We start from the raw sequence: 11,783 nt of genomic DNA, 5'->3' as shown, positions 1-11,783 counted from the left end.
GGACTAGCAGGCTTGAGCGGGCCGTGTTGTATTTTTTACGGGGGTGTTGTGTAAAAAAATGAACAAGGCTAAGCTCGATTCAAACCCATAACAGCAATAATACCGGGGTGCTTCATGTCTCGCCTGCCGTTAATCGGCGTCACCGCCTGCTCCAAACAGGTCGGTCTGCATGCTTATCACATCAGTGGCGACAAATACGTCCGTGCAGTGGCCACCGCTGCCAAGGGCTTGCCATTGATCATTCCATCCTTGGGCGATCTGCTCGACCCGGCCAATATTTTTGACGGCCTGGATGGCATTCTATTTACCGGCTCTCCTTCCAATATCGAACCCTTCCATTACGACGGTCCGGCCAGCGCGCCCGGGACTGCTCATGATTCTGCACGCGACCAGACCACCTTGCCGTTGCTGCGTGCCGCGATTGCGGCAGGCGTGCCGGTGCTGGGCATCTGCCGTGGCTTCCAGGAAATGAACGTGGCGTTTGGCGGCAGCCTGCACCAGAAGGTTCATGAAGTGCCGGGCATGATGGATCACCGCGAAGACGACACTCAGCCGCTGGAGGTCCAGTACGGCCCGGCGCACGCCGTGGCGATCTCCCCGAATGGGGTATTGGCAAGCCTGGGTTTGCCGCAGACGATCCAGGTCAATTCGATTCACAGCCAGGGCGTTGACCGCCTGGCGCCCGGTTTGCAGGTCGAAGCCACCGCGCCTGATGGGCTGATCGAAGCTTTTTCTTACACCGCGGGCAAGGCTTTTGCTTTAGGAGTGCAATGGCACCCCGAATGGCAGGTAAGCTCTAACCCGCACTACCTCGCGATCTTCCAGGCCTTTGGTTCGGCCTGTCGACAGCGGGCGATGCAACGCGACGCGGATGCTGCGTCAACTTACGCCTGACCTTTAATGGATGTCAGGAAACACAGCCCAGAGGCATTTATGAGTAACAACCTCGACCAGCTCACCGATTGGTTGAAAGACCACAAGATCACAGAAGTCGAATGCATGATTGGCGACCTCACCGGCATCACCCGGGGCAAGATCTCGCCGACCAACAAGTTCATCGCCGAAAAAGGCATGCGCCTGCCCGAGAGCGTTCTGTTGCAGACCGTGACCGGCGACTATGTCGAAGATGACATCTATTACGAATTGCTCGACCCGGCCGACATCGACATGATCTGCCGCCCGGACCAGAACGCCGTATTCCTGGTGCCCTGGGCCATCGAGCCCACCGCCCAGGTGATTCACGACACCTACGACAAGCAAGGCAACCCGATTGAGCTGTCGCCGCGCAACGTGCTCAAGAAAGTCCTCAAGTTGTACTCCGACAGAGGCTGGCAGCCCATCGTGGCGCCGGAGATGGAGTTCTACCTGACCAAACGCTGCGAAGACCCGGACTTCCCGCTGCAACCGCCGATCGGCCGTTCCGGGCGCCCGGAGACCGGTCGCCAATCCTTCTCTATAGAAGCGGCCAACGAATTCGACCCATTGTTCGAAGACGTCTACGACTGGTGCGAGCTGCAGGAGCTGGACCTCGACACGCTGATCCACGAGGACGGCACGGCGCAGATGGAAATCAACTTCCGTCACGGCGATGCCCTGTCCCTGGCCGACCAGATCCTGGTGTTCAAGCGCACCATGCGTGAAGCCGCGCTCAAGCACAACGTGGCCGCCACCTTCATGGCCAAGCCGATGACCGGCGAGCCCGGCAGCGCGATGCACTTGCACCAGAGCATCATCGACATCGCCACTGGCAAGAACGTCTTCTCCAATGAAGACGGGACCATGAGCCAACTGTTCCTCAACCACATTGGCGGCCTGCAGAAATTCATCCCTGAATTGCTGCCGCTGTTTGCCCCCAACGTGAACTCGTTCCGCCGCTTCCTGCCCGACACCTCGGCGCCGGTGAATGTGGAGTGGGGCGAAGAGAACCGCACCGTGGGCCTGCGCGTACCGGATGCCGGCCCGCAGAACCGTCGCGTCGAAAACCGCCTGCCGGGCGCCGACGCCAACCCGTACCTGGCGATTGCCGCCAGCCTGTTGTGCGGCTACATCGGCATGGTCGAAGGCCATAACCCGAGCGCGCCCGTGGTGGGTCGTGGCTACGAGCGGCGCAACCTGCGCCTGCCGTTGACCATCGAAGACGCCCTGGAACGCATGGAAAACAGCAAGACCATCGAGAAATACCTGGGTCAAAAATTCATCACAGGCTACGTCGCGGTCAAGCGGGCCGAGCATGAAAACTTCAAGCGCGTGATCAGTTCATGGGAGCGGGAATTCCTGCTCTTCGCCGTCTGATGCGCCGGGCGCGCCGCAGGATTGGCGCGCCCTCACCTGAAAAAGTCTAGGAGATTGGTATGTCCAGCAACAACCCGCAAACCCGTGAATGGCAAGCCTTGAGCAACGATCACCACCTGGCGCCGTTCAGTGACTTCAAGCAATTGAAAGTGAAAGGCCCACGGATCATCACCAAAGCCCACGGCGTTTACCTGTGGGACAGCGAAGGCAACAAGATCCTCGACGGCATGGCCGGCCTGTGGTGCGTGGCGATCGGTTACGGTCGCGATGAACTGGCTGACGCCGCCGCCAAGCAGATGAAAGAACTGCCGTACTACAACCTGTTTTTCCAGACCGCTCACCCGCCGGTGCTGGAGTTGGCCAAGGTTATTTCCGACATCGCACCGGCCGGCATGAACCACGTGTTCTTCACCGGTTCAGGCTCCGAAGGCAACGACACCATGTTGCGCATGGTCCGCCACTACTGGGCGGTCAAAGGCCAGCCGAACAAGAAAACCATCATCAGCCGCAAGAATGGCTACCACGGCTCTACCGTGGCCGGCGCCAGCCTGGGCGGCATGACCTATATGCATGAACAGGGCGACTTGCCGATCCCGGGCATCACCCACATCGCCCAGCCGTACTGGTATGGCGAAGGCGGCGACATGAGCCCGGAAGAGTTCGGGGTGTGGGCCGCCAACCAGTTGGAAGAGAAGATTCTGGAACTGGGCGTGGACAACGTCGGTGCCTTTATTGCCGAGCCGATCCAGGGCGCCGGTGGTGTGATCGTGCCGCCAGAAACCTACTGGCCGCGCATCAAGGAAATCCTCGCCAAGTACGACATCCTGTTTGTTGCTGATGAAGTGATCTGCGGTTTCGGCCGGACCGGTGAGTGGTTCGGCAGCGACTTCTACGACCTCAAGCCGCACATGATGACCATCGCCAAAGGCCTGACCTCGGGTTACATCCCCATGGGCGGCCTGATCGTGCACGACGACGTGGTCGCCGTGCTCAATGAAGGCGGCGATTTCAACCACGGCTTCACCTATTCCGGTCACCCGGTAGCGGCAGCCGTGGCGCTGGAAAACATCCGCATCCTGCGCGATGAAAAAATCGTTAACCGTGTGCACGACGAAACGGCACCGTATTTGCAGAAACGTCTGAGGGAACTGGCTGATCACCCGTTGGTGGGTGAAGTTCGCGGAGTCGGCATGCTCGGGGCGATTGAGCTGGTGCAGGACAAGGCCACGCGCAAACGTTACGAAGGCCGTGGAGTGGGCATGATCTGCCGCACGTTCTGCTTCGAGAACGGCCTGATCATGCGCGCCGTGGGCGACACCATGATCATTTCGCCGTCGCTGGTGATCAGCAAGGCGGAAATCGACGAGCTGGTGACCAAGGCTCGCCAGTGCCTGGACCTGACTTTGGCGGCATTGCAGGGCTAAGTGCTAGGCTCAGGGCGCAGCGGCTTCGGGTGCTGCGTCCGGGCAGTTACAAAAACGCAGTAATAAGGGCGCTTTGGTTGAAAGCCGGCCCCTGAACTTGCCAGACTGTCGCCCTGTTTTGTTGCCCTTTGGAAGGGCCGCTGAACGTGTAAAAAATGTGGCCCAAAAAAGAAAAATTGGAGCATCACCAAATGAAGGCATTAGGTTTGAAGAACGCTGGCAAGACCCTCCTCGCCTTGTCCCTGTTGGGCGCAATGGCGGGCGCGGCCCAGGCAGACGATAAAGTGCTGCACGTCTATAACTGGTCCGACTACATTGCACCGGACACCATCGCCAACTTTGAAAAAGAGTCGGGCATTAAAGTGGTGTACGACGTTTTCGACAGCAACGAGACGCTGGAAGCCAAGTTGCTGGCAGGCAAGTCCGGTTACGACATTGTCGTACCGTCGAACAACTTCCTCGCCAAGCAGATCAAGGCCGGTGTCTATCAGGAGTTGGACAAGTCCAAGCTGTCCAACTACGACAACCTGAACAAATCCCTGCTCAAGGCCGTGTCGGTCAGCGACCCGGACAACAAGCACGCCTTCCCGTACATGTGGGGCTCGATCGGTATCGGCTACAACCCGGAGAAGGTCAAGGCTGCACTGGGCATCGACAAGATCGAATCCTGGGACACCATCCTCAAGCCGGAAAACCTCGCCAAGCTGAAAGGCTGCGGCGTGAGCTTCCTCGATTCGCCAACCGAAATGCTGCCGGTGGCGCTGCATTACCTGGGGCTGCCGACCGACACCCAGAAAAAGGCCGACCTCAAGCAAGCCGAGGACCTGTTCCTCAAGCTGCGCCCTTCGATCGGCTACTTCCACTCGTCCAAGTACATCTCGGACCTGGCCAACGGCAACATCTGCGTAGCCGTGGGCTACTCGGGTGACATTCAACAGGCCAAATCCCGCGCGGCTGAAGCCGGTGGCAAGGTCAAGGTGGCCTACGACATTCCGAAAGAAGGCGCCGGCAGTTTCTATGACATGGTCGCCATCCCTAAAGATGCCGAAAACGTCGACGCTGCCTACAAGTTCATGAACTACCTGCTGGAGCCGAAAGTCATGGCTGCCATCACCAACAGCGTACGTTTCCCGAACGGTAACGAGAAAGCGACCCCACTGGTCGACAAAGACATCACCAGCGACCCGGGCATCTACCCGTCCGCCGATGTGCAAGCCAAGCTCTACGCCATTGCTGACTTGCCGGCTGCAACTCAGCGTGAAATGACCCGCAGCTGGACCAAAATCAAATCGGGTAAATAAGCCTTAAACCCTGTGGGAACGGGCTTGTGTGGGAGCGGCGGTTCGACGATTCGATTTGCTCGCCAAAGCGGTGTATCAGTTGATGCACCTGCTGGCTGACACATCGCCTTCGCGAGCAAGCCCGCTCCTCCTAAACCGACTCCCACAAATTAAATGACAGAAAGTTTTGCCGGATCGGTTTATCGAGGGTAAGTTGCGCGCCGGTTTTGTTGCCGGGCAACAACTTTAAGGCCCAACTATTTAAGAGGACCTCCACTTGCCAATTTCTTTATTTCGCAAAGCCGTGCTGGTAGGTGCAGGTATCACGCTGGCTGTCAGCGTGCAGGCCGCGCCGACTGTGCATATTTATAACTGGTCGGACTACATCGGCCCCGACACCCTGGCCAACTTCGAAAAGGCCAGCGGCATCAAGCCCGTGTATGACGTGTTTGATTCCAATGAAACCCTGGAAGGCAAATTGCTCGCCGGGCGCACCGGTTACGACGTGGTCGTGCCGTCGAACCACTTCCTCGGCAAGCAGATCAAGGCCGGGGCGTTCCAGAAGCTCGACAAGTCATTGCTGACCCATTATGCAAACCTCGACCCGGCGCTGCTCAAGCGTCTGGAAAAGAACGATCCGGGTAACCAGTACGCCGTGCCGTATCTGTGGGGCACCAACGGGATCGGTTACAACGTCGATAAAGTCAAAGAAGTACTGGGCGTCGACCATATCGATTCCTGGGCCGTGCTGTTCGAGCCGGAGAACATGAAAAAGCTGGCCACCTGTGGCGTCTCGTTCATGGACTCGGCCGATGAAATGCTGCCGGCGGTGCTCAACTACATGGGTCTGAACCCCAACAGCACCAACCCGGCCGACTATAAAAAGGCCGAAGAGAAACTGCTGAAAGTGCGTCCTTACGTGACTTACTTCCACTCGTCCAAGTACATCTCGGACCTGGCCAACGGCAACATCTGCGTGGCGGCAGGCTTCTCTGGTGATGTGTTCCAGGCCAAGGCCCGCGCGGCCGAGGCGGGCAAGGGCGTGAAGATCGCCTACGCGATTCCGAAAGAAGGCGGCAACCTGTGGTTTGACGTGCTGGCGATCCCGGCGGATGCCACCAACGTTAAAGAGGCCCACGCCTACATCAACTATTTACTGCAACCTGAGGTGATCGCTCAGGTCAGTGATTACGTCGGTTACGCCAACCCTAACCCCGGGGCGGACAAACTGATGGAGCAATCGATACGCACCGACGCAGCGGTTTACCCACCGCAGGCGGTTCTCGACCGGACGTTTGTCAACTTCGAGTTACCCCCGAACGTGCAGCGTTTAATGACCCGTAGCTGGACCAAGGTCAAGACGGGCAAGTAAGGCTTAAAGCTCAAACTATCCAAGGTTTCGCCCGTATTGGGTGAACCTCAAATTTTGTTGGGAGTTTCGTAAATGGCAGTTGCCTCCGGCGCCTATAAGAAAGCCCTCGAGGGCGACCAGACACCGAAAAAGGTGTTGGTCAAAATCGACCGGGTCACGAAGAAGTTCGACGAGACGATTGCCGTGGACGATGTGTCCCTGGAAATCAAGAAAGGCGAGATCTTCGCCTTGCTCGGCGGTTCGGGTTCGGGCAAATCCACCTTGCTGCGCATGCTCGCAGGCTTCGAGCGCCCAACCGAAGGTCGCATTTACCTCGACGGTGTGGACATCACCGACATGCCGCCGTATGAGCGGCCGATCAACATGATGTTCCAGTCCTACGCCTTGTTCCCGCACATGACGGTAGCGCAGAACATCGCGTTCGGCCTGCAGCAGGACAAGATTCCCAAGGCTGAAGTCGACGCACGCGTGGCCGAGATGCTCAAGCTGGTGCAGATGAGCCAGTACGCCAAGCGCAAGCCGCATCAACTGTCGGGTGGTCAGCGTCAGCGTGTGGCCCTTGCGCGTTCGCTGGCCAAGCGCCCGAAACTGCTGCTGCTCGATGAGCCGATGGGCGCCCTCGACAAGAAACTGCGTTCGCAAATGCAGCTGGAGCTGGTTGAGATCATCGAGCGCGTGGGCGTGACCTGCGTGATGGTGACCCACGACCAGGAAGAGGCCATGACCATGGCCGAGCGCATCGCGATCATGCACCTGGGCTGGATCGCGCAGATCGGCAGCCCGATCGACATCTACGAAACGCCTACCAGCCGGCTGGTGTGCGAGTTCATCGGCAACGTGAACATCTTCGACACCCAAGTGGTGGACGACGCCGAAGGCCACGCGGTGCTCAAGTGCCCGGACCTGGACCGCGACATCTACGTGGGCTACGGCATCGCCACGGCGGTGGAAGACAAGTCGGTGACCTACGCCATCCGCCCTGAAAAGCTGCTGGTGACCACCGAAATGCCGACCTGTGAGCACAACTGGTCCAGCGGCAAGGTGCACGACATCGCCTACCTGGGCGGCCACTCGGTGTTCTACGTCGAGCTGCCGAGCGGCAAGCTGGTGCAGTCCTTTGTCGCCAACGCCGAACGCCGTGGCCAGCGCCCAACCTGGGGCGACCAGGTGTATGTGTGGTGGGAAGACGACAGCGGCGTGGTGCTTCGCTCATGAATATGAAGAAGTTCAAACGCCAGCTGCAACGAATAACACCCGGTGGCCGGCATGTGGTCATCGGGATCCCTTTCCTCTGGCTGTTCCTGTTTTTCGCGCTGCCGTTCTTCATCGTCTTGAAGATCAGCTTTGCCGAAGCCGACGTAGCGATCCCGCCTTACACCGAGATCTACACCTTCGTTGAGCAAAAGCTGCAATTGGTGCTCAACCTGGGCAACTACGCGATGCTGGGTGACGACGAGTTGTACATCGCCGCGTACCTGGGCTCGCTGAAGATGGCGTTTTTCAGCACGATTTTGTGCCTGTTGATCGGCTATCCGATGGCCTACGCCATTGCCAGCGCACGTAAAGAGATGCAGACCGTGCTGGTGCTGCTGATCATGATGCCGACCTGGACCGCGATTCTGATCCGCGTGTATGCGTGGATGGGCATCCTCAGCAACAACGGTTTGCTCAACGGCTTCCTGATGTCCATCGGGTTGATCAACGAACCGCTGCAGATCCTCAACACCAACATCGCGGTGTACATCGGCGTGGTCTATTCGTACCTGCCGTTCATGATCCTGCCGCTGTACGCCAACCTCGTCAAACACGACCAGAGCCTGCTGGAAGCCGCGTCCGACCTGGGCTCGAGTACCTTCAACAGCTTCTGGAAAATCACCGTGCCGCTGTCCAAGAACGGCATCATCGCCGGCTGCATGCTGGTGTTCATTCCGGTGGTGGGCGAGTTCGTGATCCCGGAACTGCTGGGCGGCCCGGAAACGCTGATGATCGGTAAAGTGCTGTGGCAAGAATTCTTCAACAACCGTGACTGGCCGGTGGCGTCTGCCCTGGCGGTGGTGATGCTGGCGATCCTGATTGTGCCGATCATCCTGTTTAACCGCAGCCAAGCCAAAGAGATGGAGGGCAAGATATGAAGCGCTTCAGTTTCTCGAGTTTCATGCTGGTGGCGGGGTTGCTGTTCATCTACCTGCCGATGCTGATCCTGGTGATCTACTCGTTCAACGAATCCAAGCTGGTGACGGTGTGGGGCGGTTGGTCGATCAAGTGGTACGTGGGCCTGCTGGACAACACCCAGTTGATGGGCTCGGTGGCACGCTCCCTGGAAATCGCCTGCTACACGGCGGTGGCCGCCGTGGCGCTGGGGACGTTGGCGGCGTTCGTGCTGACGCGCATCAGCCACTTCAAGGGCCGCACGCTGTTCGGCGGCCTGGTAACGGCGCCACTGGTCATGCCCGAGGTGATCACCGGTCTGTCGCTGTTGCTGCTGTTCGTGGCCATGGCGCAGATGATCGGTTGGCCCCAGGAGCGTGGCATCGTCACCATCTGGATCGCCCACACCACGTTCTGTGCGGCGTATGTGGCGGTGGTGGTGTCGGCGCGCTTGCGTGAGCTGGACCTGTCGATTGAAGAAGCGGCGATGGACCTGGGCGCGCGGCCGTGGAAGGTGTTCTTCCTGATCACCATCCCGATGATTGCGCCGTCGTTGGCGGCGGGCGGCATGATGTCGTTCGCGCTGTCGCTGGATGACCTGGTACTGGCCAGCTTCGTGTCGGGCCCTGGTTCGACCACCTTGCCGATGGAAGTATTCTCGGCCGTGCGTCTTGGGGTTAAGCCCGAGATCAACGCCGTGGCCAGCCTGATCCTGTTGGCGGTGTCGCTGGTGACCTTCCTGGTGTGGTTCTTCAGCCGCCGTGCCGAAGAGCACCGCAAGAAAGCCATTCAGCAAGCGATTGAAGAAGCGGCTGCGGATGGCTGGCAGCAGCCGGACAAGCGCCGGGCGCCTGCGCCGGTCTAACCCGCGCAGCCTGGCGGAACCGGCTCAAAAATGTGGGAGCGGGCTTGCTCGCGAATGCGGAGTGTCAGTCACCAGATGTACTGACTGATCCACCGCATTCGCGAGCAAGCCCGCTCCCACAGTTGGTTGTGTTTCAAGTCAACTATGCCGCCCAGGGCGACTTGCGAATCACCTCGACAAAGTTCATCGGCTTGAACCCCGGCTCCTGATCGACCAGCACGTCGGTCTTCACGTTGCCAAACGTGGTCTGCGGGCGATGGCGCAAGCCGTCGGCAAACGCGCAGATAATGCATTCCTTGAACCCTTCACCGCGTGGATGCGCATGCACCACGGCTTCGCGCTGCACGCTGGAAAACGCGGCGTAGTCCATGCCCAGCACGTCCATCTCGACACCGGCAGTCACCAGCGCCACGGTCGGGCGCAAATGCTGCGGCACGCCCGGCGTGGTGTGCAGGGCGATGGACAGCCACACCTGCTCGATATCGTCATCGCTCAGACCGTAAGGCTTGAGGAACGCCGCCGCTGCATTGGCGCCGTCCACTTCAAAGCGCTCGTTGTCGCTGCGATGGCCTTCAACCAGGCCGAGGTCATGGAACATGGCGCCGACGTAAAGCAGCTCCGGGTTGTAGGCCAGTTGCTTGCGCTCACCGCTCAGCGCGCCGAACAGGAATACGCGGCGGGAGTGGTGGTAGAGCAGGTCGGATTCGACGTCGCGGATGTACTCGGTGGTGGCCTTGGCCAAGGCGCTGTCCGGGATCTGGATGCCGGCGATGGTGGTGCTCATGGTCGTTCTCCTCAACAAAGCGCCGGGGGTGGCGCCGATGAGTCCAGTCTGGGCGCGCGCCCGCGACGGGGCCATCGCGGCGAGGATGCGATGTCGGCCAATGTGGCGCGATATCGCGCCAGCGGGAATAGTCTCTTGAAGCCTAAGAGGATCAAATGTGGGAGCGGCGGTGCGACGATTCGACTTGCTCGCGAAAGCGGTATGCCAGTTAATGCATGTGTCAACTGAACTACCGCATTCGCGAGCAAGCCCCCTCCCACAGGGGTTTTGCATTTATTCAGTTAGAAAAGGTGTTTGCAGCATGGGCAAAACTGTCGCCATCCTGATCTTCCCCGGCGTCCAGTCACTGGACGTGACCGGTCCCATGGATGTGTTCTGCGAGGCCAACCGTTTTCTGCCGCCGCAAGACCACTACCAGCTTGAAGTGCTTGGCCTGGGCCACGGCACACTGGCCGCCTCCAATGGCTTGTCGCTGCAGGCCCACCGGCATTACAGCGAAGCCCTGCAAGCCTACGACCTGCTGCTGGTTGCCGGTGGCCCGCAATTGCCCTTCGAGGATTTCGGCGCGCCGTTTGATGACTGGCTACGTGCCGCCGCCGCGCGGGCGCAGCGCTTCGGTTCGATCTGCAACGGCGCCTTCATGCTGGCGCGAGCCGGATTGCTGGACGGCAAAACCGTCACCACCCACTGGAACGATGCCGCCGACCTGGCGCGCCTGTGCCCCTCGGCCCAGGTCGACGCCGACCGCCTCTACGTGCAGGACGGCAACCTCTACACCTCGGCCGGGGTCACGGCCGGCATCGACTTGTCGCTGTTTCTGCTGGCCCAGGACCACGGTCCGGAAGTCGCGCTGAGCGTGGCCAAACGCCTGGTGGTGTTTACCCAGCGCTCGGGCGGGCAGTCGCAGTTCAGTCCGTTCCTGACGCCCCACGCCGAAAGCACTTCGGCGGTGGCGTTGGTGCAGTTGTACGTGTTGGCGAACCTGACCGGTGATTTGACCATCGCCGACCTGGCCAAGGCGGCGAATATGAGCGCGCGCAATTTCTCCCGGGTGTTTGCCCGTGAGGCGCGCATCACCCCGGCGGAGTTTGTCGAGCGGGCGCGGGTGGATGCGGCGCGGGTGATGCTCGAAAGCAGCCCTGCGCCGCTCAAGACCGTGGCCTATCAATGCGGGTTTCGCGACGCCCAGCACATGCGCAGCGTATTCAACCGCCGGCTGGGCGTGACGCCGCAGCAGTTCCGGCTTAACTTTGCGGCGCCGGTTTGAGCGTGTCGTAGGCTTCCAGCGCACGCAGCGAGTAGATGTACGCGGCGCCGGCATTCAGCGAGATCGCGGTGGCAAGCGTGGCGGCCACTTCTTCGCGGGTCGCGCCGGCCTTGATCGCCGCGTCGGCATGCACGCCGATGCAGCCGTCGCAGCGTGTGGTGATGGCCACGGCGATGGAAATCAGCTCGCGGGTCTTGGCGTCGAGCACATTGTTTTCCTCGGCAGCCTCGCCCAGCGCCATGTAGGCTTTGACCATCTTCGGGTTGCTCTTGCCCAGCGCGCCAAAGGCTTTCTTCACGGTAGGCAGCAAGTCGGACCAGTTATTGAACATTGCGGTAACTCCTGAACAGG

At 59.9% G+C, this 11,783-nt stretch carries 11 protein-coding genes; 9 read left to right on the top strand and 2 right to left on the bottom strand.

Annotation, left to right across the window (positions count from 1 at the left end; all coding sequences use genetic code 11):
- The first annotated feature begins 114 nt into the window (after positions 1 to 114).
- From AACU78_RS08195 to AACU78_RS08160, 8 genes are all read left to right on the top strand, one after another.
- Positions 115 to 894 carry a gamma-glutamyl-gamma-aminobutyrate hydrolase family protein gene (locus AACU78_RS08195; RefSeq protein ID WP_106575748.1) on the top strand — a complete coding sequence of 260 codons (780 nt, stop codon included), beginning with the start codon at positions 115 to 117 and terminating at the stop codon, positions 892 to 894.
- Between the two features lie 39 nt (positions 895 to 933).
- Positions 934 to 2,292: a glutamine synthetase family protein gene (locus AACU78_RS08190; protein ID WP_017139534.1), complete on the top strand. Its 1,359-nt coding sequence runs from the start codon at positions 934 to 936 to the stop codon at positions 2,290 to 2,292.
- A gap of 59 nt (positions 2,293 to 2,351) precedes the next feature.
- Positions 2,352 to 3,716, top strand: coding sequence for an aspartate aminotransferase family protein (locus AACU78_RS08185; RefSeq protein WP_106575747.1), 1,365 nt, complete (start codon positions 2,352 to 2,354; stop codon positions 3,714 to 3,716).
- 206 nt (positions 3,717 to 3,922) lie between these two features.
- Entirely contained in the window at positions 3,923 to 5,017 is a 1,095-nt protein-coding gene (locus AACU78_RS08180) for a polyamine ABC transporter substrate-binding protein (RefSeq protein WP_106576071.1), read from the top strand.
- A gap of 256 nt (positions 5,018 to 5,273) precedes the next feature.
- The gene (locus AACU78_RS08175) at positions 5,274 to 6,368 is read left to right on the top strand and encodes a polyamine ABC transporter substrate-binding protein (protein ID WP_106575746.1); all 1,095 of its coding nucleotides are present in this window, start codon (positions 5,274 to 5,276) and stop codon (positions 6,366 to 6,368) included.
- A 72-nt stretch (positions 6,369 to 6,440) separates the two neighbouring features.
- The gene (locus tag AACU78_RS08170; protein WP_003176776.1) at positions 6,441 to 7,583 is read left to right on the top strand and encodes an ABC transporter ATP-binding protein; all 1,143 of its coding nucleotides are present in this window, start codon (positions 6,441 to 6,443) and stop codon (positions 7,581 to 7,583) included.
- A complete protein-coding gene (locus AACU78_RS08165) occupies positions 7,580 to 8,500 on the top strand; it encodes an ABC transporter permease subunit (RefSeq protein WP_017139530.1) in 921 nt (306 codons plus the stop codon). The genes AACU78_RS08170 and AACU78_RS08165 overlap by 4 nt, the downstream gene beginning before the upstream one ends.
- A complete protein-coding gene (locus tag AACU78_RS08160; protein WP_106575745.1) occupies positions 8,497 to 9,381 on the top strand; it encodes an ABC transporter permease subunit in 885 nt (294 codons plus the stop codon). Before AACU78_RS08165 ends, AACU78_RS08160 begins: the two co-directional genes overlap by 4 nt.
- Positions 9,382 to 9,523: 142 nt before the next feature.
- Here AACU78_RS08160 and AACU78_RS08155 read toward each other — a convergent pair whose 3' ends face one another.
- Positions 9,524 to 10,165, bottom strand: coding sequence for an HD domain-containing protein (locus tag AACU78_RS08155; RefSeq protein ID WP_106575744.1), 642 nt, complete (start codon positions 10,163 to 10,165; stop codon positions 9,524 to 9,526).
- A 301-nt stretch (positions 10,166 to 10,466) separates the two neighbouring features.
- Here AACU78_RS08155 and AACU78_RS08150 point away from each other — a divergent pair, with 301 nt between their 5' ends.
- Positions 10,467 to 11,432 (top strand): GlxA family transcriptional regulator, encoded by a 966-nt coding sequence (locus AACU78_RS08150; protein WP_106575743.1) that lies wholly within the window; start codon positions 10,467 to 10,469, stop codon positions 11,430 to 11,432.
- Here AACU78_RS08150 and AACU78_RS08145 read toward each other — a convergent pair.
- A complete protein-coding gene (locus AACU78_RS08145; RefSeq protein WP_016973032.1) occupies positions 11,410 to 11,763 on the bottom strand; it encodes a carboxymuconolactone decarboxylase family protein in 354 nt (117 codons plus the stop codon). The two genes, AACU78_RS08150 and AACU78_RS08145, sit on opposite strands and share 23 nt — an antisense overlap.
- Positions 11,764 to 11,783 lie beyond the last annotated feature (20 nt).

Source organism: Pseudomonas sp. R9.37 (assembly GCF_963878885.1).
In the GTDB taxonomy this organism is placed as follows: Bacteria; Pseudomonadota; Gammaproteobacteria; order Pseudomonadales; family Pseudomonadaceae; genus Aquipseudomonas.
Note: the sequence above shows the minus strand (reverse complement) of the source record. Positions and strands in the feature narration are given on the sequence as shown.

Bases quoted from the DNA above. Each gene is read 5' to 3' on its own strand.
- AACU78_RS08155 (WP_106575744.1), bottom strand. From the start codon at position 10,165: ATGAGCACCACCATCGCCGGCATCCAGATCCCGGACAGCGCCTTGGCC.
- AACU78_RS08195 (WP_106575748.1), top strand. From the start codon at position 115: ATGTCTCGCCTGCCGTTAATCGGCGTCACCGCCTGCTCCAAACAGGTC.
- AACU78_RS08185 (WP_106575747.1), top strand. From the start codon at position 2,352: ATGTCCAGCAACAACCCGCAAACCCGTGAATGGCAAGCCTTGAGCAAC.
- AACU78_RS08160 (WP_106575745.1), top strand. From the start codon at position 8,497: ATGAAGCGCTTCAGTTTCTCGAGTTTCATGCTGGTGGCGGGGTTGCTG.
- AACU78_RS08170 (WP_003176776.1), top strand. From the start codon at position 6,441: ATGGCAGTTGCCTCCGGCGCCTATAAGAAAGCCCTCGAGGGCGACCAG.
- AACU78_RS08190 (WP_017139534.1), top strand. From the start codon at position 934: ATGAGTAACAACCTCGACCAGCTCACCGATTGGTTGAAAGACCACAAG.
- AACU78_RS08145 (WP_016973032.1), bottom strand. From the start codon at position 11,763: ATGTTCAATAACTGGTCCGACTTGCTGCCTACCGTGAAGAAAGCCTTT.
- AACU78_RS08150 (WP_106575743.1), top strand. From the start codon at position 10,467: ATGGGCAAAACTGTCGCCATCCTGATCTTCCCCGGCGTCCAGTCACTG.
- AACU78_RS08165 (WP_017139530.1), top strand. From the start codon at position 7,580: ATGAATATGAAGAAGTTCAAACGCCAGCTGCAACGAATAACACCCGGT.